The organism is Peribacillus suis, from assembly GCF_059384845.1.
The window spans coordinates 2288201-2312778 of sequence record NZ_CM182019.1 but is presented as its reverse complement, the minus strand read 5'-3'; the positions used below and the strand labels follow the sequence as shown (position 1 = coordinate 2312778).

18 protein-coding genes and 1 riboswitch are annotated in these 24578 nt (G+C 39.5%); of the genes, 15 read left to right on the top strand and 3 right to left on the bottom strand.

The window, feature by feature from the left end:
• Positions 1 to 59: 59 nt before the first annotated feature.
• Positions 60 to 614: a GNAT family N-acetyltransferase gene (locus AC503W_RS11185; RefSeq protein ID WP_427688843.1), complete on the bottom strand. Its 555-nt coding sequence runs from the start codon at positions 612 to 614 to the stop codon at positions 60 to 62.
• 356 nt (positions 615 to 970) lie between these two features.
• Positions 971 to 1753, bottom strand: a complete 783-nt coding sequence (locus AC503W_RS11180) for an undecaprenyl-diphosphate phosphatase (protein WP_427688841.1) — start codon at positions 1751 to 1753, stop codon at positions 971 to 973.
• A 199-nt stretch (positions 1754 to 1952) separates the two neighbouring features.
• On the opposite strand from AC503W_RS11180, the gene AC503W_RS11175 reads away from it, so the two are divergent.
• The 4 genes from AC503W_RS11175 to dapF all read left to right on the top strand — a co-directional run bounded on the left by AC503W_RS11175 (position 1953) and on the right by dapF (position 5991).
• The gene (locus AC503W_RS11175; protein ID WP_402868896.1) at positions 1953 to 2273 is read left to right on the top strand and encodes a DUF4870 domain-containing protein; all 321 of its coding nucleotides are present in this window, start codon (positions 1953 to 1955) and stop codon (positions 2271 to 2273) included.
• Positions 2274 to 2799: 526 nt separating this feature from the next.
• The gene (locus tag AC503W_RS11170; RefSeq protein ID WP_494914191.1) at positions 2800 to 3372 is read left to right on the top strand and encodes a beta-class carbonic anhydrase; all 573 of its coding nucleotides are present in this window, start codon (positions 2800 to 2802) and stop codon (positions 3370 to 3372) included.
• Positions 3373 to 3530: 158 nt separating this feature from the next.
• Complete coding sequence (locus AC503W_RS11165; protein WP_494914189.1) at positions 3531 to 4823, top strand: NCS2 family permease; 1293 nt, start codon at positions 3531 to 3533, stop codon at positions 4821 to 4823.
• 181 nt (positions 4824 to 5004) lie between these two features.
• Positions 5005 to 5991: a diaminopimelate epimerase gene (gene dapF, locus AC503W_RS11160; protein WP_494914187.1), complete on the top strand. Its 987-nt coding sequence runs from the start codon at positions 5005 to 5007 to the stop codon at positions 5989 to 5991.
• An 84-nt stretch (positions 5992 to 6075) separates the two neighbouring features.
• Here dapF and ligD read toward each other — a convergent pair whose 3' ends face one another.
• Positions 6076 to 7938: a DNA ligase D gene (gene ligD / locus AC503W_RS11155; protein ID WP_494914185.1), complete on the bottom strand. Its 1863-nt coding sequence runs from the start codon at positions 7936 to 7938 to the stop codon at positions 6076 to 6078.
• Positions 7939 to 8075: 137 nt separating this feature from the next.
• On the opposite strand from ligD, the gene ku reads away from it, so the two are divergent.
• The 11 genes from ku (at position 8076) to pfkB (ending at position 24577) form a co-directional block, all read left to right on the top strand.
• On the top strand, positions 8076 to 8918 hold the full coding sequence (gene ku, locus AC503W_RS11150; RefSeq protein ID WP_494914183.1) for a non-homologous end joining protein Ku: 843 nt from the start codon (positions 8076 to 8078) through the stop codon (positions 8916 to 8918).
• A gap of 90 nt (positions 8919 to 9008) precedes the next feature.
• Complete coding sequence (locus AC503W_RS11145; protein WP_427688833.1) at positions 9009 to 9683, top strand: phosphatase PAP2 family protein; 675 nt, start codon at positions 9009 to 9011, stop codon at positions 9681 to 9683.
• A 484-nt stretch (positions 9684 to 10167) separates the two neighbouring features.
• Positions 10168 to 10809, top strand: coding sequence for an MOSC domain-containing protein (locus AC503W_RS11140; RefSeq protein ID WP_427688831.1), 642 nt, complete (start codon positions 10168 to 10170; stop codon positions 10807 to 10809).
• A gap of 111 nt (positions 10810 to 10920) precedes the next feature.
• Positions 10921 to 11019: riboswitch (SAM riboswitch) on the top strand.
• A 106-nt stretch (positions 11020 to 11125) separates the two neighbouring features.
• Positions 11126 to 12973 (top strand): bifunctional homocysteine S-methyltransferase/methylenetetrahydrofolate reductase, encoded by a 1848-nt coding sequence (locus AC503W_RS11135; RefSeq protein WP_494914181.1) that lies wholly within the window; start codon positions 11126 to 11128, stop codon positions 12971 to 12973.
• On the top strand, positions 12966 to 16415 hold the full coding sequence (gene metH / locus AC503W_RS11130; RefSeq protein WP_494914179.1) for a methionine synthase: 3450 nt from the start codon (positions 12966 to 12968) through the stop codon (positions 16413 to 16415). The genes AC503W_RS11135 and metH overlap by 8 nt, the downstream gene beginning before the upstream one ends.
• A gap of 207 nt (positions 16416 to 16622) precedes the next feature.
• On the top strand, positions 16623 to 17381 hold the full coding sequence (locus AC503W_RS11125; protein WP_494914177.1) for a polysaccharide deacetylase family protein: 759 nt from the start codon (positions 16623 to 16625) through the stop codon (positions 17379 to 17381).
• Positions 17382 to 17465: 84 nt separating this feature from the next.
• On the top strand, positions 17466 to 18236 hold the full coding sequence (locus AC503W_RS11120; protein ID WP_402956915.1) for a dioxygenase family protein: 771 nt from the start codon (positions 17466 to 17468) through the stop codon (positions 18234 to 18236).
• 353 nt (positions 18237 to 18589) lie between these two features.
• Entirely contained in the window at positions 18590 to 21436 is a 2847-nt protein-coding gene (locus AC503W_RS11115) for a 2-oxoglutarate dehydrogenase E1 component (RefSeq protein ID WP_494914176.1), read from the top strand.
• 1 nt (position 21437) lies between these two features.
• On the top strand, positions 21438 to 22694 hold the full coding sequence (gene odhB, locus AC503W_RS11110; protein WP_402988282.1) for a 2-oxoglutarate dehydrogenase complex dihydrolipoyllysine-residue succinyltransferase: 1257 nt from the start codon (positions 21438 to 21440) through the stop codon (positions 22692 to 22694).
• A gap of 210 nt (positions 22695 to 22904) precedes the next feature.
• Positions 22905 to 23657, top strand: coding sequence for a DeoR/GlpR family DNA-binding transcription regulator (locus AC503W_RS11105; RefSeq protein WP_402868866.1), 753 nt, complete (start codon positions 22905 to 22907; stop codon positions 23655 to 23657).
• Positions 23657 to 24577 (top strand): 1-phosphofructokinase, encoded by a 921-nt coding sequence (pfkB, locus tag AC503W_RS11100; RefSeq protein WP_494914175.1) that lies wholly within the window; start codon positions 23657 to 23659, stop codon positions 24575 to 24577. The genes AC503W_RS11105 and pfkB overlap by 1 nt, the downstream gene beginning before the upstream one ends.
• Position 24578: the final 1 nt, after the last annotated feature.

Genomic DNA, 24578 nt, shown 5'->3' with positions numbered 1-24578 from the left:
ATATAAATGATAGGGTACCTTTTCTTTCGTAAGAAAGAGTTGGCATGCCTTTATTAAGATTAAGCTTCAAGTAATTGCTGGTCTTCATCATTATCCTGTCTAAGGATATGCAAGGTGTATAAATCCTTGGGAATTTCAAATAAATCATAAATGTCTTCCTCTTGATTTATTTGATTATAGAGAGCTTTTCTGGTTTCATTTGCCTTGACCGCATAAGGAAGCTTTTCGGCTGCTTTAATGGAACGGATATTTATTTTGCGAATCCTCATAAAAACCGTTTCCATGCCGAGCTCAAAAAATAATTCCTTGAAGAAGGCGTCTTTGGCAACGACATTATACCCTTTACCATGAAAAGGTTTTCCAAGCCATGTACCTAGGAACCCAGCTCCGTTTTCAATATCGTATAAAGAAATACAACCAACGGGATTTTCCCATTCATCTAAGATTGTTCGTGAAATGAGCTCACCTTTTTCTTCAGCCTCAATCGTTTGCTTAGTAATGAATACATATTCTTCATATGAATCTACTTTATGGCGCACGAAAGGGAAGACATCTGGATGAGTCATGTGTTCATAAAGAGAAAAACAATCTGCAAAATCTCTCTTTTTTAACATTTCCGTCCCTCCGTTTGAGGGCAGTCCTTATGCGTAGCCGCTGCCCACCCTCGAAATTTTTTAAGTCGTTCATCAAAAAATTTCGGGGTGGGAATCGAACCCACTAGAACCGGAAACCGGTGGCGCACCATTTGCCTTCCCTATTTTTATTTTCAGAAAGTATTTAAATCTAAAGAACCTTACGAAGGTATAATACTAAAAAATAAACGGTTTGGGAATAGGTTTTTTGCCTTTTTTTTTCGTCAATTTCCAACTTTTTTTTGAAGGTGGAAATTGGGAAGGTTTTGGTTGGTATTCAACTTGATTTTGAGCCCGATTGTCAGCATTTCACTAAGAAAAGTTGCTTTTTTATTTTGTTAAAATCGTCCAGTGAATTGCATGAATAAAATTATCGTACCGAGTGCCCAGACGTACATGGAAAACATCTTCAAAGATCGTTTCTTTAAGAAATCAATCATCCAGACTACGGCTATATATCCAAAGATTGCGGCAGCGAGGGTACCTATCAAAAGAGCCATGAAAGGGATCCTTTCAACCTCTCCCGTGAAAATGGGTTTCATCTGAAAGACGATTCCTCCGGCAATGGCAGGGATGGAAAGTAAAAAAGAAAAATAGGCGGCTGTTGCCCGGTCAAGCCTGCAAAAAAGACCAGCTGCGATGGTCAATCCGGAACGTGATAAGGCAGGCATGATTGCAGCCGCCTGAAAGGTACCGATGATAAAGGAATCTTTTATGGAGATATCATCTAGTTTCTTATTCCCTTTATTGACTCCATCGGCCCACCATAGAATCATTCCGGTTACGAGGAATTCCCAACCAATCGTCAACCCTGTTTTTGAAAGGCTGTCAAACCAGTCACTTAAAAGGAGACCGGCAATAACCGCCGGAAGCGTTCCTACTACCAGAAGAAGCGTCAATTTTGAGAATGGATTTTTCAATAAGAATATGATTTCCTCTTTGTAAACGACCAATAAAGCAAGTAAAGTTCCAATGTGTAGCATAGTATCTAGAAAGATGCCCGCTTCGTCAAGATGGAAAATATGCCTCCCCAGATATAAATGGCCTGTACTTGAAATCGGTAAAAACTCAGTTAAGCCCTGGATGATTCCAAGGATGAAGGCCTGGAATTCATTTAGCAAATATATCCCTCCATTCTTACGTGGACAATCCACTATTTAATCTGTATGCGTGGGAAGGGCCAACTTATTCGGTTTTTTATCCGTTAACGTTTTAAGATGGGGGAAAAAAGACTTACTTTTTTAAAAAAAACATGTAAGAAATGAAACTAATTGCTTTTTGAATCGTATTATTTCATATAAGAAAGGAGGGACAGAACACATGCCCACTAAAGATGAAAGAGTGTTTGCTGCCCTAATATATGTAATTAGCTTTTTTACCGCCTTTGTCGGTCCTTTAGTCATATGGTTAGTTAAGAAGGATTCATCCCAATTTGTAGATTATCACGGAAGGGAATATTTGAACTTCTTTATCTCTTATACGGTATATTCCATCGTCGCTGGTCTACTTGTAATCATATTGATTGGTGCAGTACTATTACCGGTCATAGGTATAGCTTTAGTTGTATTTACAATTATAGCTGCAGTCAGAGCTTATGAAGGGGTCGACTATCGCATTCCCTTCATATTTAGGATTTTATAAGTTTTACATCGGGGGATTCTGCTTAGGCGGATCCTTTTTTTTATGATGGAACAAGGGTCATTTACTAGCCGAGTATAATAAAAAGGAGGGGTTATCAATAAAGTATCGGCCATGAACCGAAGAGGCGAACTCATTGGTTATTATGAAGAAAACGGTACAAAGTCCCTCGTGAAGATCAATAGAATGATTTATAATTATGACAAGAATGAATGGATATCCATACAAACTTCAGCAGGGTTCTTATTCTTTTGAAATTATGAGTGGCACCGGAAAGAAGGTGGCTATCAAGTATGGTGCTGTCGAAGGATTGGGAAACGATATTCAAGGCCAATACACCTCTTCTTAGTTTCCCTTTGCGTATGGAGGAGGATTGCAAACTTGCGATCTGGGGATTGTGTAGCCGTACATCATCATCGTTCCTTTTAGCATCAGGTTAGCATTAGGCAATTTTTTTGGCTAATAGTCTAAAGATTTGATATAATCAAATAGTAATACATAATAGAATACATAGAAAAAGGGTGAAGGTATGAGTTTACTTAATGAAATTCTAGATTATAATGAGCAATTTGTTGAAAAAGAGGAATATGTTAAGTACAAAACAGACAAATTCCCTGAAAAGAAAATGGTTATCGTCAGTTGTATGGACACTCGCCTTGTTGAGCTGTTACCAAAATCAATGAATGTCAAAAATGGTGATGTGAAAATATTGAAAACGGCCGGAGCGATTGTTTCTCATCCGTTTGGTAGCGTCATGCGTAGTATCTTGATTGCTATATATGAATTGAAGGCGGATGAAGTGTTCGTCATCCCTCATCATGATTGCGGCATGGCTTCTGTCAATGCTGATGTTACGGTAGAAAAAATGGTAGAACGTGGCATTCAAAAGGAAACAATCGATACAATCGGAGCTTCAGGCATCGATATCAAGAGTTGGCTTCGTGGATTTGATGATGTTTATGAAAGTTTAAAAAATAGTGTAGAGGTTATTAAAAGCCATCCTCTGATTCCAAAGAATGTTCCTGTCCATGGACTTATCATTTCTCCGGATAAAGGCAAATTGGAACTGGTCGTTAACGGTTATGACCACATAGTAAAATAATAAAAACAATGTACCAAAAGCTGATGGAATTATCCCATCAGCTTTTTCATTTTTAAGAGTTTCTATTTATTTTTAAATGAATATTTGTTAAAATCACGAAGTGCAGTTTGTCACTTATACAAGCGGGTGGGCGAGGGACAACATAGTAAGGATACTACATGAAGAAAACAAATTTAGAAACGTTTTTTCATTTTTCCCAATATGGAACAAATGGAAAACGTGAAATTCTTGCCGGTGTGGTTGGTTATTTCACAATCGTATATATTCTCGTCGTGAATTCCCTGATTTTATCTGAAGCAGGTATACCTATTAATGGAGCGGTGATTGCAACCATTATCCTTTCCGCAGTGAGTTGTATCTTGATTGGGTTGTGGGCTAATGTACCAATAATCATCGTCCCCGGTATGGGCGTCAATGCCCTGTTCGCGTACACAATGGTTCAAGGAATGGGCTTATCCTTCCAATCGGCTCTTGGAGCTGTTTTTGTTTCGGGCCTCATTTTTGTAATCGTGGCTTTTACAAAGTTCTCGAAATTGATTAATGATTCCATTCCAGGTTCCATAAAGGACGCCATTTCTGTTGGTCTTGGTTTATTTTTGCTGTTAATCGGTTTGGAAAAGGGTGGGATTATTACAAGGGGTTCTTCATCGCTTCTTGGACTTGGTCATTTGAGTGACCCATCTGTTCTAGCAACGATTTTGACATTTTTACTTGCCATTGCTTTATTTATTAAAAATGTCCCAGGAAACTTTATGATCACGATCATCATAGGTAGCTGTATAGCTTACTTTTTTGGCACGATTGAAATCTTGAATATCCACTTTTCCGGTTTGGATACAGCCTCTTATAGTGAACTCTTTTTTTCACTGACATTTATCGAGGTGGGGCGAATTGAATTTTGGATAAGTGTTTTTGCGATGACCATGGTACTGATCTTTGAAAACATTGGTCTTGTACACGGACATGTGAACAGCATCGAACGTCCGGAGGCTTATAAGAAGTCTCTACAGGCAACGAGTGTCTCCGTTCTTCTTTCTGGCCCTATCGGTTCCAGTCCGACGGTAGCCACTGTTGAGACCGCTGCAGGCATCGCCTCAGGGGGCAGGACCGGTTTAACATCAGTCATCACGGGGTTCTTGTTTCTTCTGTCACTTTTATTTATTCCGGTAATTAAGGTGATTCCGGATAGTGCCATTGCGCCAATTTTAATCATTATCGGCATGCTCATGCTTGAAAATATTAAGAAAATGGACTTTAGCGATTATACAGAAAGCATCCCCGCACTTTTAATCATTACCTTCATTCCATTTACCTACAGTATTGCAGATGGAATGGCTTTCGGGTTTATTCTATACCCATTCCTGAAAGTGGTCACAGGTAAGGCGAAAGAAGTTTCAGGTCCAATGTATGTTAGCGCTATATTGTTTATTATCTATTTTATAATAGGTTAATATGAATTGAAGAGTCTGTGGAGTGGGTAGAATTGCCTCCACAGGCTTTTTATTATATGGCAACTCGGCTTTCTTGATGGAATATTCGCTTAATTGGAATTTTCCCGATGACATGTTCGAACTTATAATGCTATGATAAAGAATATTTAAAATAAATGAACAGCATTGAGGATGTGACAGGATGTTAATTGAAGGTTTTAAAATTCATGGATCGGGCAATGATTTTTTAATTATTGATGAATTAACAACAACTCTGACCTTTACAGAGGCAGAACGCGAAAAATTAGCGAAGGTCCTTTGCAATAGAGAAAAGCTGGGAGCGGATGGCATTCTATTTGTCATGAAAAGTGAGCATGCAGATGCCAGAATGCGGGTATTTAATGCAGATGGATCAGAAGCATCCATGTGTGGTAATGGACTTCGGTGTGTGGCCAGGTATACGAATGACGTTTTAGGGCTTGATAAAATGACTGTTGAGACGATGAAAGTGAACTTACTCGTCGAAAAAACGGATGATATTTATGCGGGAATTCCAACATTCAAAGTGGAAATTTCTCCGGTCAGCTTTAAGGTCAAGGATCTTCCGCTTGCAATAGAAAAGGATCAGTTGTTAAATGAATTGCTCCCTGAGTTGCATGATTCCCTCCTATTTTCGGCATTGGCTGTCCCAAATCCACACTTGATCACCTTAGTGGATAGCGATGTATTGCAAAGTAATTTACAGGAAGAGCTTGCCACGAAAGTGAACCAACCGAATGACCTGTTTCCGGATGGGGTCAATGTCAGTTTTGTAAAAGAACTGACACCTGGGAGCATTTATGTTCGTACCTTCGAAAGAGGTGTAGGCTTCACGAATGCTTGTGGAACCGCGATGTCGGCTTCAAGTCTGGTTACTTGCTCGATTGGACTTAATTCGCTTGAACAGGAAATTTCCGTTTATAACAACGGTGGAAAAGTGAAATGTATCGTTCACCATGATGAAGAGAGTAATGCGTATTCCATTGACCTGATTGGAAATGCAACCTATGAGTTCAAAGCGTTGCTTGAAATAGACATCGATCAGCCAGAGGTTTTCACAGTGCTTGAAAAACATGAATATGAAGAGGAAACAAAATTATATGCAAAGATGCAGGATGAAGTACAAAGCTTTTTGAAAACGAAATGGTAAGGGACAAAAGGCAGTCAAATCAGTAAATTATTATAAAAAAAGAAAAACAGGTGAAGAAAAACGATTCGTTTTTCTTCACCTGTTTTATTTTTTGGACTTATAAGGCCCCTTTTGTTGTTTAAGGAAGGATAAAACCTCTAGAAATGCTGGGCCGTTATCAATCTGCCTGTAATTCTTGAAGGGGCAGCCCAACCTTTTGATCCTGTTAGGTACAGTTTCCACTGTATAATCTTCCAGTCTAAGGTTTTCATTCACTTCTTCCCATGATAAGGGGGTGGCTACCCCGGCGAAATGATTTCCACGAGGGGAATAAGGGACGATAATGGTTTTCCCTTCACTATGTTGGACAAAATCGAGATAAAGTCGATTTTTTCGATTTTTCTTCATTCTCTCTAAGGTAAAGTCATTTGGAAAGGAGCTTATTAAGTATTGACCAAGAAAATCAGTGAAAATATGTGTCTCTTTATAAGTAAAAGTATCTTCCGGTAGTGGAATATGAATCTGTAATCCCTTATTTCCTGAAGTTTTTACGAATGCTTCTATATGTAATGGAAGCAAGACTTTCTTTATTTCAAGAGCGGCATGAATCGCCAAGTTAAAATACTCAATCGAGGGAGGGTCAAGATCCAATACAATTTCATCTGGTTTAGTAGAGCCAGCTTTCTGAAATGGTGCATGGAACTCCAAGGCAAGTTGGTTGCCAAACCAAAGCAATGTTTCCAGTTCATTACAAAGCATGTACTCAATGTCTTCATTCAGGAACGTTTGAATCGATGCGGGTGCATACTCTGGCTTATTTTTTTGAAAAAAACGTTCAGGGTTCATTGCGCCATGAGGGTAACGAATGGTTGTCAGAAGTTTGTCGGCTAGAAAAGGCAAGAAATGAGATGACACCTCCCGTAAATATTGGAGGTATTCAACTTTTATCACCTTTCTATCCTTAAATGCCCAAATCGGTTTATCTGGGGATGTTATATGGACCGACTCCGGAAAAGTAAATTGACTGATAAGGAACCTCTCCCAAGTACATTCACTTGGTATCGTTTGCAACAGCCACTGGGAAAACTGAGGCTCCCGTAATTCATTTTCTTCATGAACATGCAGAAATTGCACTTCGATACAAATGGAAGGATGGAGGTAAAAGAACTTCGCATTCTCTTCGACGGCATTTTTTTTAATCAATTCGTGTAAAATGGTTTTATCCTGGGCACTCATGCCATTTTTGACGCTCCCAATCGGGGTAATTACACCGTCTTTATAAACGGAAATTGAAATATATCCGTTTTCTTTATGAAGAGCGGTGATAAAGCAGGGGAATACCCTCCAATTTTTCACCTTGATCCAGGAGGTTGACCGTTTTTCGTGCCATATGCTGTTGATGTTCTTGGCTACAATCCCTTCCCCATCCATGAGAATGACCTTGTTCATCGCTTCATTTGCAGTATCATAGTTTCCAATCAGTTGGATTGAGCTTTCTTCATGGATGCTGGGATTTTCTGGTAAATGAAGTTTCTTTCCTAAGCCCTTCAACATAGCTTTCCGTTCCGACAAGTTTTGTTTGGTAATGTCTTTTCCATTTAAGGTTAGTAAGTCAAACACTATGAATCGGCATGGGGAGAGGGTGGAAGCCTCGGATATCAATGTTTGGTTTCTCAAACGTCCACGCCACTGTATCTCGGAAAAGTCTGCCTTGGCTTCATTGGTTAGCCAAACTAGTTCTCCATCTAGTTGAAGGGGAAGTATACCTTCGAGGTTCAAGGTTTCTAGGAATTCACCGATTTCCGGAAAAAGAGGCAGCAACTCTTTTCCGTTCCGGCTCGTCAGCTTTGCCACTTTACTTTCTTCAATCGTTAAAATGGCCCGAAAGCCATCATATTTGACTTCATATATCCATTCCTTAGAACAAGGAGCTTCTGGATGATAGGTGGGCAACATTGGTTTTATCACTTTTTTCCCTCCGTTCATTGCGTTTATTAGTATTTTCCCCATAAAATCTTAATTTTAAGAGTTGAGATATAATTTTTTTGAAAGAAATGGGAATGATAATAACAGTGAATCAATTAATCAACGATGAGGTGAGGAATTTGCATACAATATGGAAAGGCAGCATTTCTTTTGGTTTGGTGAATATCCCGATAAAGCTTCATGCGGCAACGGAAGATAAGGATATATCCTTACGAACTTTGCATAAGGAATGCCATTCACCGATAAAATATGAAAAGGTTTGTCCAGTTTGCCAGAAAGAAGTAGGCAAGGATGATATTGTTCGTGCGTTTGAGTATACAAAAGGAAAGTTTGTTGTCCTAGAAGACAATGAACTTGAGCAATTAAAAAAACAAAATGAAGATAAGGCAGTGGAAATCATTGATTTTGTTAAAATAGAGGAAATTGATCCAATCTATTTCAACCGAAGCTATTATATGTCTCCAAACGATGGCGGTACAAAAGCCTATTCTCTTTTGAGGGAAGCACTCTTGGAGTCAGGCAAGGTTGGTCTCGCTAAAATCATCATTCGTTCCAAAGAACAAATGGCTATCCTTCGGATCGTGGATAACACATTGTTGATGGAAACCATTCATTACCCTGATGAGGTTCGTTCTGCAACCGACGTTCCTAATATTCCTGCTAATGATGCCATTGCAAAAAAAGAAATCGATACGGCCATATTATTAATTGATCAGTTGACATCGACGTTTGATCCGACTAAATACAAAGATGATTATCGAACAGCTTTGCTTGAATTGATTGAATCAAAGAAAACTGGCGAGAAAACCATTACAGCAAAATCTAAAGAACCCGTGGCCAATAATGTGACGGATTTAATGGCAGCTTTACAAGCGTCCATTGACAGGACGAAGCCGGAGAAAATGGTTGTAAAGAAAAAGACGACACGCAAAAGAGCGGAGCCTAAAAAGAAACAAGCGTAAAAAAAGCCTGAGCGAAGTCATATCGCTTAGGCTTTTTTTGTTTTATCCTAGAGGTAGTGTGGTAAATGAGGGAAAAGGTGGTGTCCGAGAATGCATAACTTTTTTAGCATACATATTTCAAAAAAACTTCTTTATATTGCCATGATGGCTGGTTTAATCCTAGTTTATTTTTTCATTTTTATTGAAATTGTGGAAGAACTGAAGGAAGGGGAGTTAATCGAATTTGATAAAATCCTTATCAATTTCATCCAAGTGCCCTTTAGTGAACAATTTATCAGCTTTGTGACTACGCTCACATTTTTTGGGTCGGTGACATGGATAGTCGTACTAATTGGTATATTTGCCTTGATTTTGGCCTTATACAGAAGAAAACAGCTTGCTTTATACTTAATAATCACTTCAGCAATGGGTGGGGTATTTAATTGGGGGCTAAAATATCTTTTTCAAAGGGAAAGACCCGATATCGCTCCATTATTATCCGTTTCCGGATATAGTTTTCCTAGTGGTCACTCTATGGCTTCGGTTATCGTTTACGGAAGCATTGCAGTTGTATGTTTACGAATCGTCAAAAGTAAATATATGAACGGCATTATATGGTTTTTGGCTTTTTTGGCTTCATTGGTCATTGGATGGAGCCGCATTTATCTAGGGGTGCATTACCCGAGCGATGTTGTGGCAGGTTTTGTTGCCGGAGCTGCTTGGCTAACGATATCGGCATGGCTGTTACGATACCTGGAATACAAGGGGCGAAAAAATAGAAGCTAAGGGGAAAATGAAGGCATAAGAAAATCACCAAAATTATCAAAAAAGTGGTGCACTGTGAGGAAAGTAATGATCGCACCTATAAATTTTCATTAAAAGAAGATCTCCTGTTCAATTTGGTAGTTACTTGTTAGGTATAAATAATTAGTAAGGATACAGTTTTCCACCCTTTTTAAAAGGAGACAAAAAAATTCGCCCCCTAAAGAGCGACAATGAGGAAATTAATCGTGAATCAACATATAGGCGACGGATTGTCTTTTTCGACTATATATTGTGTTCGTATTCTATCATAATTAATTTGGAAATAGCAACTAAATTACTAAAACAAAGGGATTATTTTTATATCATTCTCTTTTCACATCGAATTTTATACCTAGTAAAGAGGTTATTGCTTTTTTTTTGGTATAATCAAATAATTGAATAGATTGAATATAAAGAATGTTTCTTTATTGCAATCTGGAAATTTAAAAGAAATGGAAGATGTCCAATGGAAAATCGTAAAATCATGTCTCTTCAAATTGGGATGCCAAAAGAGGAGGAGCTTTCGGGGGTAAAGATCAAAACGGCAATGGATAAGAAGGCCATCGACTATATCACCGTAACAAAATCAGGGATTGATAGGGATGGAGTGGGTAACAGAAAGTTCCATGGAGGGCCTGACCGTGCTCTATGTTTTTATCCCTTTGAGCATTATGATTTATGGAATCGAACATTCAATAAGCAGCTTTCCATCCCTGCATTTGGGGAGAATTTGACGATTGCTGGAATGACTGAACGTCAAACGTTTATAGGCGATATCTATAGCATTGGCGGGACCGTTATTCAGATTACACAGGGGCGTATTCCTTGCTCGACCATCTCCCACTTTAACAAAGAGCCAGAGTTTTTGAAATTGGTGATGGACACTAATCTAACTGGCTATTTTGCTAGGGTTATACAAGAAGGGGTAATTGGCCAACAAGATGATATCGTGTTATTGGATCGGCTTCAAGATAAGGTTACGGTACTTTATGCAACGGATGTCATCCTTCATAAGCGTGATGGGGAGGAGGGGGCAATGTCCTTGCTTTCCATTGAATCCTTGTCGGAAGAATGGGGAGCCTTGCTTTCTAAAAGGATGTATCGTTAAAAAGTCTGAAGAAAATGAAAAAATGATAAATATACTCTTGAAATTATCAGATGATTCATGTAAATTAAATATAAATAAATTTTGAAATGTTTAGAAAATTAAACTTAATAAATCTTATCGAGAGAGGTGAAGGGACTGGCCCGATGAAACCTCAGCAACCAGCCTAGGCAAAGGTGCTAAATCCAGCAAGCAGAGCTTGATAGATGAGGAGAATGTTTCGAAAAAAGCCTTCTTCTTTGAGAAGGTTTTTTTTCTTTACTCTCACACTCATAGAAACTGACAAAAACCATAGTGTTTTTAAGAGAGGGTGTACTAATTGGATTTTCGTAGTGAATTGAAAGAAAGAATGCTAGTTGGAGACGGCGCGATGGGTACGTTGTTGTACTCCTATGGAATCGATCAATGTTATGAGGAAATAAATTGCACCAATCCTGATAAAATTGAGTCTATACATAGGGCCTATTTAGAAGCGGGTGCAGATATTCTGCAAACCAATACATATGGTGCCAATTTCAATAAATTGAAACGGTATGGGCTGGAGGAAGAAGTCAGTCGGATCAATCGCCAAGGAGTCAGCATTGCTAAACAAGTAGCGAAAGGGAAGGCTTATGTTTTTGGTACAATTGGGGCCCAGCGTAGTATACGTAAATCGGATTTAAGTATAGAAGAAATAAAACGGGGTTTTCGAGAACAATTATACAGTTTGCTTCTGGAAGATCCCGATGGAATTCTTCTTGAAACATTCTATGATTTTGAAGAGCTTGAAACGGTACTTCAAATTGCTAAAAAGGAAACGGACCTGCCGATTATTGCAAATGTATCGATGCATGAACTTGGAAATCTTCAAAATGGATTTCATTTGAATGAAGCTTTTCAAAAGCTAGAGTACCTAGGTGCAGATGTGGTTGGGGTGAATTGCCGTCTGGGCCCCCATCATATGATAAGGGCACTGGAAGAAGTGAAATTGCCTATGCAGACGTCGATTGCCATCTATCCTAATGCAAGTCTTCCAGATTATGTGGATGGGAGACTGGTCTATAAAGCGGAACCAGAATATTTCGGTTCAAGTGCACTCGAATTACGAAAACAAGGAGCAACCATTATAGGGGGTTGCTGTGGTACGACACCACTACATATACAAGCTGTGAACGAAATGATTGGCACTTTAGCGCCAGTCAAGGAAAAAATTACGAAAGCTCGACATATAGAAATTATTGAAGTGAATAACCAAAAACAAGAATTAGCTCTTCATGAAAAGGCAAAAACGGATAGAACGATCCTAGTTGAGCTTGATCCACCGAAAAAGTTAGGAATCGAAACGTTTATGGCAGGAGCTGAAGCCTTGAAAAAAGCTGGGGTGGATTCCATTACTTTAGCTGATAATTCACTTGCTTCACCAAGGATATCGAATTCGACCTTAGCCAATTTATTAAAGGCTGAATTAGGGGTGAATCCGATGGTCCATATTACGTGCAGGGACCGAAATCTTATTGGATTGCAATCCCATTTAATGGGGTTGCATACAGTCGGGCTGGATGAAGTTTTAGTTATCACTGGTGATCCTTCTAAGATTGGTGATTTCCCGGGGGCAACGTCTGTCTATGATTTATCTTCATTCGATTTGATAAGTCTGGTTAAGCAATTCAATGAGGGCTACTCCTATTCCGGACAAAGTCTAGGGAAACGGGCTAATTTCAAGATTTCCGCAGCTTTTAATCCAAATGTGAAATATCTCGATAAGGCTGTTCAGAGAATGGAAAAGAAAATCGCTTGCGGTGCTCATTCGTTTTTGACACAGCCAGTTTATTCAGTAGAACAAATAGAAGAAGTCTATCAGGCGACAAAACATTTGGAAACACCGATTTTCATGGGGATAATGCCCCTTACCAGTACGAGGAATGCCGAATTCATCCATAATGAAATACCGGGGATTAAATTACCTGACAGTGTACGGAAAGCAATGGCCTCAGCGGGAGCTGATCCAGTAAAATCAAGGATTGAAGCTATAAATATAGCAAGGGAATTGGTAGACGCAGCCCAAGAGAGGTTCAAGGGAATTTACTTAATAACGCCTTTCTTACGCTATGAAATGACAGCGGAACTTACTACATATATTAAGGATCATGATCGTAAACAAACATCTGAGGTGGCAGGACATGAGTAAAAGGGAAATTAATGTGCAATTACAATCAAAGATTCTTCTTCTTGATGGAGCAATGGGCACCATGATTCAAGCTGAAGATTTAACGGCCGAGGATTTCGGTGGAGAACAATACGAAGGGTGTAATGAGTATTTATCGTTAACCCGTCCTGAAATCATTCAAACCATCCATGAAAAATATTTAGCGGCAGGTGCCGATATTATAGAGACTAATACCTTTGGTGCCACAAGCTTAGTGTTGGAAGAATATCAATTAAGCACGCTTGCATATGAACTTAATAAAGTATCGGCAGAGCTTGCCGTAAAAGCATGTGAAAAATATTCAAGTGATAATTGGCCCAGGTATGTAGCGGGTTCCATGGGACCAACGACAAAAACTTTATCTGTTACAGGTGGAACGACTTTCGATATATTGACCGATTCATATGAGGAACAGGCACTTGGCCTTATAGACGGTGGGGTAGACTTATTACTCGTGGAAACCTGTCAAGATATGCTCAATGTAAAGGCGGCCTTTTCTGGAATTAGATCGGCCATCGCTAAAACTGGCAAGGAAGTACCGATAATGATTTCAGGAACAATCGAGCCGATGGGAACGACGTTAGCCGGTCAGTCCATAGAGGCATTTTATTTATCGGTAGAGCATATGAACCCTCTGGCTGTCGGTTTGAACTGTGCGACAGGCCCAGAGTTTATGATTGACCATATCCGTACTCTAGCAGATCTATCCGACAATGCGATTAGCTGTTATCCAAATGCAGGATTGCCTGATGAGGAGGGGCATTACCATGAATCTCCCACTTCCCTAGCCGAGAAAATGAAACAATTTGCAGAAAAAGGCTGGGTCAATATCATTGGTGGCTGTTGTGGTACCACTCCTGAACACATTAAAGAGCTCTCAAGAGTACTTAAAGATATTCAACCACGGAAATTACCTGAGGCTGCACATGGTCATGCCGTATCTGGCATCGAGCCGCTTATTTATGACGACTCAATGCGACCCCTGTTTGTCGGAGAGCGAACGAATGTCATTGGATCTCGTAAATTCAAGGAATTGATTCGTGCTAAGAAATACGAACCAGCAGCGGAGATTGCCCGGGCACAAGTTAAGAAAGGTGCGCATGTCATTGATATCTGTCTGGCAGACCCTGATGGAGATGAGTTCGGTGACATGAAAGAATTCATTGAAGAGGTCGTCAAAAAGGTTAAGGTCCCTTTAGTCATCGATACAACTGATGAAGACGTTCTTGAACAAGCCTTGAAACATTCCCAAGGGAAGTCCATCATAAACTCAATCAATCTCGAAGATGGTGAAGAAAGGTTTGAAAAAATCGTTCCACTTATTCATCAATACGGTGCGGCTGTCGTAGTAGGAACGATTGATGAAATTGGTATGGCGGTAGACGCCGAACGAAAAATAGAAGTAGCTACTCGCTCAGTGGATTTACTTGTAAACAAATACGGCCTAAAGAAAAGTGACTTGATTTTTGATCCGCTTGTATTTCCAGTCGGTACAGGAGATGAACAATATATTGGCTCCGCATTGGAAACAGTAAAAGGAATTAAAGCAATCAAGGAAAAATTCCCTGAATGTTTGACGATTCTTGGGATTTCAAATGTTTCGTTTGGCTTGCCTTCACGTGGAAGGGAAATATTGAATGCCGTTTTTCTTTATCATTGTACGAAAGCTGGACTAGATTACGCGATTGTGAATACGGAAAAACTCGAACGGTTTGCTTTAATACCAGAAGTGGAAGTGAAGCTTGCTGAAGCACTTTTATTTGATACCTCAACAGAAACACTGGCGACCTTCACTGAATTTTATCGTGGTAAAAAAGCTGAAAAGAAAGATGATGGAATTATTCTTCCATTAGATGAAAGGTTAGGTAACTACATAATCGAGGGTACAAAAGAAGGATTGATCGAGGACTTGAATGAAGCCATAGAGCGTGGTGATGCTCCACTGGAAATCATTAATGGACCATTGATGGATGGAATGAGCGAAGTGGGGCGGTTATTCAATGATAACCAACTTATTGTGGCAGAAGTGCTTCAAAGTGCCGAGGCAATGAAAGCCGCTGTTTCACATCTTGAACCGCTTATGGAAAATTCAGAGGATCATGCTAAAAAAGGCAAAATTCTTTTGGCCACTGTCAAAGGGGATGTCCATGATATCGGTAAAAACCTTGTCGATATCATTCTTTCCAATAATGGTTATGAAGTAGTGGACCTTGGAATTAAGGTTGCACCACAGCAAATCATTGAGGAAGTACGGAAGCATGAACCTACCATTATCGGTTTATCGGGCCTGCTTGTAAAGTCAGCTCAGCAAATGATCTTAACAGCACAGGATTTGAAACAGGCTGGGATTGACACCCCAATTTTGGTGGGTGGTGCCGCATTATCCCGTAAGTTCACCGATTTTAAAATCTCACCCGAATACGATGGGCCTGTTCTATATTCTAAGGATGCGATGGATGGTTTGGCCGTTACGAATATCCTACATGATACGAACAGAAAAATGGTTTACCTAGAGGAACTGAAAAATAAACGTGAAAAGGCAAAAGCCAATGCTGCCATCGCCGCATTAATTGAAAAACCGGAACGTAAGCCAGTAAGTGCGGTTCCACTAAGGAATGTACCGGTTCAAAAACCTCATGATGTCAAAAGGCATATACTAAAAAAATATCCACTCGAAGTCATTCAGCCCTATATCAATAGACAGATGTTGATTGGGCATCATCTGGGTCTAAAAGGGAAGGTGGCTGAATTACTGAAGGAGGGTAACGATAAAGCTATACAATTGAATGATTTGGTTGACGATCTGATTGAATTCCTGAAATCCGAACCTGAATATGGATTAAATGCAGTTTATCAATTTTTCCCCGCCCAAAGTGATGGTGACAAATTAGTGGTATACAATCCCGAGGATCATCAGGAAGTATTGGAAACTTTTGATTTTCCAAGGCAAGATACAAGTCCAAACCTTTGTCTGGCTGATTTTGCGAAGCCTATTTCTTCTGGCGAAATGGACTATGTTGGTTTCTTCCTGGTTACAGCAGGAAGAGGCATTAGAAAGTGGGCTGAAGAGTTCAAGAAAGAGGGAGATTTCTTGAAAAATCATGCCCTACAATCCCTTGCTCTCGAAACCGCTGAAGGATTTGCTGAAAGAATCCATCAAATGATGCGTGACGATTTGGGAATTAGCGATTCTATCGAAATGACCATGAAAGAGAGATTTGCTGCCAAGTATATTGGTCAAAGATTTTCTTTCGGGTATCCAGCCTGCCCGAATCTGGAAGACCAGGAAAAACTCTTCCGCTTATTACAGCCTCAGGATATTGGGGTAGAATTGACTGAAGGTTTCATGATGGAACCGGAGGCATCTGTCTCCGCCATAGTGTTTGCACACCCTGAAGCTAGATATTTTAATGTCGATAGATAAGTAAGACAGCGGTTAAATCCGCTGTCTTATTGATTATGGCGAGTTAATTTCGAGAGCACATTAAGAATAGTATGGTGATAAATTCCTGATACAGAAAGTGAAGTTGTTAAAGACCATAATTCCATGCCTATATTCTAAAAAAAATTGATGCATGAAACCCCTGGTATAGTACACCTTAATGGTAAAAAGCAAGGGGGAGATATAATTATGAAGAAATTATTGCACTTATATACGATAGTATTCTGTTTTTCAATGATCCTAAGTGAAACACTTGCCGGACCCGTACATGCAATAATTCCGGAAGAAATAACTCCGCTCGTCAAAAGTAAAGAAAACCAAAAGACAGTTTATTTAACTTTTGACGACGGGCCTTCTACGAATACAATGGATATCCTGGACATCTTAGACCGGTATCAAGTAAAGGCAACATTTTTTGTTAAAGGTAATGAAGAGCCATATGCAAAAAAATGCTATGAAGAAATAATAGGAAGAGGCCACAAAATTGCCTTACATTCCTATACACATGACTATTCAATCGTGTATCGTTCCACGAATAGTTTTTTTGAGGATTTAAATCGTCTTGAAACGATGTTAGAAAAAGATTATGGAATAAAAAGCCGAATCGTTCGTCTTCCCGGTGGATCACGAAATCGTCTGAGACAACAAGCAAGCACAAAACCAGTCATTAATGGAATACTTCAACAGCTAACGGATAAAGGGTATATATATACAGATTGGAATATAGATTCAACGGATGGAATCAGTCCTACTATAAGCGAACATCAAATCATCACATCCGTGCAAAGAGGCTTGGAAAATCAAAAACAGGCTAATATCCTGCTGCATGATATCAACAGTATGAAAAATACCGTTAAAGCGCTGCCGAAGATAATAGAAATCCTAAAAAAAGAAGGCTATATCTTTGATACGATAGATGAGACAACCCCAAAGGTTCAATTTAATTAGTGAAAGCGAAGCTCAACTATAGTAAATTAAAGGTAATTGGATTTTAATTTAAAGATCATAGTTTGGAAAGGATTTAAAGTTTTTATGATGCCATCGTTGTTTTTATCACATGGAACGCCATTATTAGCCTTAGAAGAGAATAGCTACACCGAGTTTTTAAAAGCTTATACAAAAGAAATTGAGAAGCCAACTGCAATAGTCATTCTGTCAGCCCATTGGGAAAGTGATGAACAGTTGGTTTCAGCTGTCAAGAAGCATGAAATCCTTTATGATTATATCGATTTTCCGGAAGAAATTTACCAGGTATCCTATCCCGCTTCAGGAAATTTGGAGCTTTCCGATAAGATTTTAACCCTGTTGTCACGAGTTGGCATATGGGGGGAGCTTGATGAAAGGCGTCCTCTCGATCATGGGGCATGGGGGCTGTTGCATCTCATGTATCCTAAAGTTGATATACCGATCGTTTCATTATCGATCAGTTCCGATCTACCGTTTGAAAAACAGTATGAAATCGGGAAAATGCTGGGGGCTCTCAAACGGAATAACGTCCTTATAATTGGTAGCGGTGGGATTGTGCATAATTTTAACCAGATTCAGCCAGACCTGCATGTTGCGGAGGGGTGGGCAATCCGTTTTGAAAACTGGGTGGAAGAACAGGTAGAGAAGTGGGATTTGGAATCCTTGTTTGATTATGAAAGAATAGGACCATATAGTTCCGAAGCGGTGCCATTTAAAGGTCACTTCATTCCCTTGATCATTGCGATGGGAGCAGGAGATTCCAATAAAAAGGCAAAAATGTTGCATCGTAGTTTTCAGTATGGAAACTTAAGTTTGACAGCTTGGGAGTTTGCTTGAGTTGAAAGGGTTTTCAATCGTGCGAAATCTAGCTTGTTTGAATTAATATACGAAAATAGAAAAATCTTTTTTTAGAAGAAATAGACTTAAAAAAGATAAAAGGTCTATTTAAGACGAAATAAGACGAATTAAACAGAATAATAGTTTGAAAAAGGGTGTATAAAGAGGTGAAACCCTTGGATATTTCGACAAAAACATGTTAATATAGCATCTGAAAACGTTTTATCCTTTAAAATTTTATTATTCAATGACCAAGTTATTTATTATAAATTATCTATTTGGGGAAATGTTAGAAGAAGGAATTTGGGGATGGATAAAACGAAATTATGAGAAAAATTTGGGGGTTTACAAAAATGACCATCAAGGATGCTAAGGCTTACGACCCATGGAAATCTTTTTCTGGTCCAAACCTTGGGTATGTCATGGAGCAATACGATTTATTTCAAGTTAATCCGGAAGAAGTAGATCCGGAACTGAAAAACTTTTTTGAGGTTGCTGGTCCTCCTTCATTTGAAGTAGAGGCAGGCACTGTAATGGAAAGTGCACCACAGACTGGTGAAGTCCTTTCAATGAAGAAAATTATGTCTGCAGTAAAATTGGCAGAAAATATTCGTGCATATGGACATCTTGCTTCAAGCATTTATCCATTGATTGAAGACAAGCCAGACACAGAGCAAATCCACTTTGAAAAATACGATTTGACGGTTGAGGATTTACGGAAAATACCGGCTGATCTTATTTGTGCGCAATCACCTGAAAACGTAAAAGACGGATACGAAGCTTTCCAATATCTTAAACAACTTTATACAAAAACAATAGCCTTTGGATTTCACCATGTAAATGACTTGGATGAAAAGCAATGGCTTACTGATATGGTCGAATCTGGTAAAATGTTCCCTGAAGTTTCAAAAGAGAAAAAAGCATTAATGCTAAAACGTCTGAATGAAGTTGAAGGATTTGAAAAGTTCCTACATCGTACATTTGTAGGGCAAAAGCGTTTCTCTATTGAGGGTCTAGATGCATTGGTTCCAGTGTTAGACGAGATGATTTCACAGACTGTCCAAAATGGAACGAGCAATGTGAATATTGCCATGGCTCACCGCGGACGTCTTAATGTCCTGGCACATGTCCTTGGAAAACCATATGAAGTGATTTTCTCTGAATTCCAACACTCACCTAATAAGGATTTAGTCCCATCAGAAGGCTCAACCGGCATTAATTATGGTTGGACTGGCGATGTTAAATACCACCTAGGTTTGGATAAACAAATTACAAAAGAAAGCGTACAGAAAGCAAGAATTACGCTTGCCAATAACCCAAGTCACTTGGAAGTAGTTGGCCCAATCGTTGAAGGTTACTCTCGTGCGGCTCAAGAAGACAGGACAGCAAAAGGCTTCCCAGTGCAAGATATTGAAAAGTCGCTAGCAATCCTTATTCATGGTGATGCTGCGTTCCCAGGTGAAGGTATCGTACCTGAAACGTTTAACTTAAGCCGTCTACGCGGTTACCAAGTTGGTGGGGCAATCCACATCATCGCTAATAACACGATTGGTTTCACTACCGAAAGTGAAGATTCACGTTCAACTAGATATGCGAGTGATCTTGCAAAAGGTTTTGAAGTACCTATCGTCCACGTTAATGCTGATGATCCCGAAGCATGTATGGCTGCAGTTAATCTTGCCATCCAATATCGTGAAAAATACAAAAAAGATTTCTTGATTGACTTAATCGGTTACAGACGTTTCGGCCATAATGAAATGGATGAGCCATTGGTCACACAACCTGAAATGTATGCTTTGATTCATAAGCATCCAACAGTTAAAGAAATTTACGGTAAACAACTGATTGAATCTGGAGAGTTTACAGAAAATGAAGTGAAAGAAATGGCAAAACAAGTGGATACTAAACTTGCAGAAGCCTATGCCAAAATTTCTGGAAACAAACCGGAAGCTTCCAAAGAAGTAAATCCTCCGGGAATAATTGAAAAAGGCATTCCTACGATTGATACAGCTGTATCTAAGGAAGAACTTATTTCAATCAATGAACAACTTGTGAAATGGCCAGAAGGATTTACGCCTAATAAAAAATTAGGTAAAATCTTGTCCCGTCGTCTGGATTCGTTTGGTGAAAACGGTAAAATTGACTGGGCACATGCTGAAACGCTTGCATTTGCAACGATTTTAAATGATGCCACACCAATCCGTTTAACTGGTCAAGATTCAGAACGTGGAACATTCGCACAACGTAACATCATGCTGCATGATAGCGTGAACGGCAAAACATATTCACCGCTTCATACTCTTGAATCTGCCAAAGCATCTTTCGCTGTCCATAACAGTCCGCTTACTGAAACGGCAGTACTTGCTTATGAATATGGATATAATGTTTTTGCTCCAGAAACACTTGTACTTTGGGAAGGCCAATTCGGTGATTTCGCCAATACGGCACAAGTAATCTTTGACCAATTCATTGCGGCAGGCCGTGCAAAATGGGGTCAAAAATCTGGACTTGTTATGCTACTTCCACACGGATACGAAGGACAAGGACCAGAACATTCAAGTGCTCGCCTGGAACGTTTCCTTCAATTAGCAGCTGAAAATAACTGGACAGTTGCTAACTTAAGTTCTGCAGCTCAGTATTTCCATGTCCTTAGAAGACAAGCTAAAATACTTGATCAGGAACAAGTGCGTCCGCTTGTTATCATGACACCGAAGAGTATGCTTCGTAACCAAGTGATGGCATCTACTCCAGAAGAGTTCAGCACAGGAAGTTTTGAATCATTCATTGAAACGAAAACGCTAGGCAAAAAACCTAAAGCTGTTGAGCGCATTGTATTTGCAAGCGGTAAATTAGCTGTAGAACTACGTGATAAAGTAGCTACTGAACAAAATACCGATTGGTTGCAAATCATCAGTATCGAGGAGATTTATCCATTCCCGTTCACTGGCGTTCAAGAAGCATTGAAAAAATATACGAACCTTAAAGAAATCTACTGGGCTCAAGAAGAACCGAAAAACATGGGAGCTTGGACATTTGTTGAACCTCGCTTAAATGCGGCTGCTCCTGGAAATCTTTCTGTAACGTATATCGGTAGAAAACGTAGATCAAGCCCGGCTGAGGGAGATCCACTTGTCCATAAAAATGAACAACAACGGATTATGAGTCAAGCAATTACACGCAATAATGAGGGGGATAAATAAAATGGCTGAAGTAAAAGTGCCTGAATTAGCAGAATCAATTTCTGAAGGATCTATTGCGCAATGGTTAAAGCAACCTGGTGACCATGTTGAAAAGGGAGATTATGTCCTTGAACTGGAAACAGATAAAGTAAACGTGGAAATCATCTCTGATTACACTGGGACCCTTACTGAACTTTTAGCTGAAGAAGGCGACACTGTTCAAGTTGGACAAGCTATTGCCATCGTGGATGAAAATGGATCGGCAGCAGCACCTGCTAAGGAAGCTCCAAAAGCTGAAGAAGTGAAACAAGAACCAGCTAAAGTGGAACAAGCAGCACCTGCCAAAGAAGCTCCAAAGGCTGAAACGAAAGAAGCATCTTCCACTCAACAAGTTATTGCATCACCAGCTGCTAGAAAATTAGCTCGTGAAAAAGGAATTGACTTAACTCAAGTACCTGTTGTTGATCCACTAGGCCGTGTACGTGTACAAGACGTGGAAGCAGCAAGTAAAGCACCTGCAGCAGCTCCAAAAGCACCTGCAGCTACTAAACAAGCGGCAGCTCCTATTGAAGCCAACGATGACCGTATAGAAGTAGTGAAAATGACACGCCGTCGTCAAACCATTGCTAAACGTTTAGTTCAAGTCCAATCTGAAGCGGCAATGCTTACAACTTTCAACGAAGTCGATCTTTCTGCAGTTATGGAATTACGTAGCCGTCATAAAGAATCATTCGTTAAAGCTAATGACGTTAAACTTGGTTTCATGTCATTCTTTACAAAAGCAGTCATTGGGGCATTGAAAAAGTATCCTTTATTGAATGCTGAAATCAAAGGAGATCATATCCTTAAAAAGAACTTCTATGATATCGGTGTAGCCGTATCGACTGAAGAAGGCTTAGTTGTTCCAGTTGTAAGAGATGCTGATCGTAAAAGTTTCGCTGAAATCGAGCAAAACATTGCGGACCTAGCTGTTAAAGCACGTAACAACAAATTAGCGCTATCAGATTTATCTGGTGGTACCTTTACCATCACAAATGGTGGTACATTCGGTTCCCTATTATCGACACCTATCTTGAATGCACCACAAGTTGGTATTCTAGGTATGCATACTATCAAGACTCGTCCTGTTGCTGTTGGCGATCAAATCGAAAACAGACCAATGATGTACCTTGCATTATCTTATGATCACCGTATCGTTGATGGAAAAGAAGCAGTTGGTTTCCTAGTGGCAATCAAAGAAATGCTTGAAGATCCTGAACAACTTTTATTACAAAATTAATAAATCCTATATAATGAAAAAGCCCCTGTCATGGTGATGGGGGCTTTTTTTTGTAGAAAAGTTCATAGATAAAGAGATAATCATATCATCACTTGCAGGAATATGATTGGTTTTTTAATATAAATGAATGTTTTTGAATAAAAGTGAACGATAATGATTGATTAATCTGAAAAATGAAGTTATTATGGAAATATATTGGGGGTGAGGTAATTGTTGACAACCGAGAGGCATGACGTAATCCTTACGTTGATTAAGAAAAAAGGCATTATAAAGATGCAAGAACTTGTCGATCATTTGCAAGCTTCAGAATCTACCATACGGCGTGATTTAGTCCAACTTGAGGAACTTAAGCTTTTAAAACGTGTTCATGGTGGAGCTGCCTTGCTTCAAAGAAAAGGCATGGAACCGACAACCTTGGAGAAGCAAAACAAAGCGTTATCCGAAAAAAAGCTCCTAGCAGAGCTGGGGTCAACTTTTATCGAGAATGATGACTGTATTTATCTTGATGCAGGTACGACCATCTCTGAACTGATCCCTTATTTAAAAGATAAAAATGTAACCGTTTTAACCAACGGTCTCATGCATATACAAAAGTTGATGGAATTGGAAATAAAAACGGTTATCGTTGGTGGAACCATCAAGGCTTCCACCAATGCGGTTGTAGGTAGTACAGCTGTCGATTTTTTAAGTGATTACCGATTCGATAAATGTTTTCTAGGGATCAATGGCATTCATCCTGAATTAGGTTTGACCACACCAGATCCTGAAGAAGCGCTATTGAAAAAGACGGCAATAAGGCTTTCCAATCAAAGTTATGTGCTTGCAGATAGTTCAAAATTAAATGAAGTCACCTTCGCAAAAGTGGCAGATGTAAGTGAAGTCATTTTGCTGACGGATAACAATAATGAAGCTGCCGTCGAACAGCTCTTGAAAAATCCCAAGATAAAGGTCGTGACGATTTAATGATTTATACCGTAACGCTTAACCCCTCAATAGATTACCTGGTCGAGGTTGAAAACTTCCAAATGGGCTTGGTGAACAGATCATGCATGGATAAGAAATATCCGGGGGGCAAAGGAATTAACGTATCACGTGTATTGAAAAGGCTAGGAAACGATACGACTGCTTTAGGCTTTTTAGGTGGCCAAACTGGGGAATTTGTAAAAGCCTGTTTAGAAAAAGATCATATTAGGACTAATTTCACGGAAATAACAGGTGATACGAGAATCAATATTAAATTAAAAACAGGAGTGGAGACTGAAATTAATAGTCATGGTCCTGAAGTATCCATGGAGAATTATCATCATTTACTTAGTTTAATTGGTGAACTCAAGCCAAATGATTGGCTCGTTTTATCTGGTAGTATTCCAACAAGCCTCCCACGTGATGTGTACGAAACGATGATGAAAATATGTTCGGGGAGGAAAGTAAAGGTGGTGGTTGATACTAGTGGGAAAGAATTATTGGAAGTCGTTCATTATGAGCCTTTTCTCCTGAAGCCTAATCATCACGAATTAGCGAGTCTTTACTCGACTGAAATCAGAAATGTGAAGGATTCAAATAAGTATGGGCAGAAATTGTTGGAAGCAGGTGCTCAAAACGTAATCGTTTCGATGGCAGGAGATGGGGCTGTACTTATCACAAGAGATAAATCTTATGTTGCAAATATACCGAAAGGAAAGGTCATCAACTCAGTGGGGGCCGGAGATTCCATGGTGGCCGGATTTATCGGAATGTATGAAAAAACGGAAGATGTTATAACCGCTTTTCGATATAGTGTCGCCGCGGGAAGTGCGACAGCTTTTTCATCGGACCTTTGTACGTGGGAATTAATAGAAAAAGTATTGCCGCAGGTTAGTGTCAGTGAGATAAAAGGGGGGTAAC

Coding starts and splice junctions, on each gene's coding strand:
- AC503W_RS11185 (WP_427688843.1), bottom strand. CDS start 614: ATGTTAAAAAAGAGAGATTTTGCAGATTGTTTTTCTCTTTATGAACAC.
- AC503W_RS11175 (WP_402868896.1), top strand. CDS start 1,953: ATGCCCACTAAAGATGAAAGAGTGTTTGCTGCCCTAATATATGTAATT.
- AC503W_RS11170 (WP_494914191.1), top strand. CDS start 2,800: ATGAGTTTACTTAATGAAATTCTAGATTATAATGAGCAATTTGTTGAA.
- AC503W_RS11165 (WP_494914189.1), top strand. CDS start 3,531: ATGAAGAAAACAAATTTAGAAACGTTTTTTCATTTTTCCCAATATGGA.
- dapF (WP_494914187.1), top strand. CDS start 5,005: ATGTTAATTGAAGGTTTTAAAATTCATGGATCGGGCAATGATTTTTTA.
- AC503W_RS11145 (WP_427688833.1), top strand. CDS start 9,009: ATGCATAACTTTTTTAGCATACATATTTCAAAAAAACTTCTTTATATT.
- AC503W_RS11140 (WP_427688831.1), top strand. CDS start 10,168: ATGGAAAATCGTAAAATCATGTCTCTTCAAATTGGGATGCCAAAAGAG.
- metH (WP_494914179.1), top strand. CDS start 12,966: ATGAGTAAAAGGGAAATTAATGTGCAATTACAATCAAAGATTCTTCTT.
- AC503W_RS11125 (WP_494914177.1), top strand. CDS start 16,623: ATGAAGAAATTATTGCACTTATATACGATAGTATTCTGTTTTTCAATG.
- AC503W_RS11120 (WP_402956915.1), top strand. CDS start 17,466: ATGATGCCATCGTTGTTTTTATCACATGGAACGCCATTATTAGCCTTA.
- AC503W_RS11115 (WP_494914176.1), top strand. CDS start 18,590: ATGACCATCAAGGATGCTAAGGCTTACGACCCATGGAAATCTTTTTCT.
- odhB (WP_402988282.1), top strand. CDS start 21,438: ATGGCTGAAGTAAAAGTGCCTGAATTAGCAGAATCAATTTCTGAAGGA.
- pfkB (WP_494914175.1), top strand. CDS start 23,657: ATGATTTATACCGTAACGCTTAACCCCTCAATAGATTACCTGGTCGAG.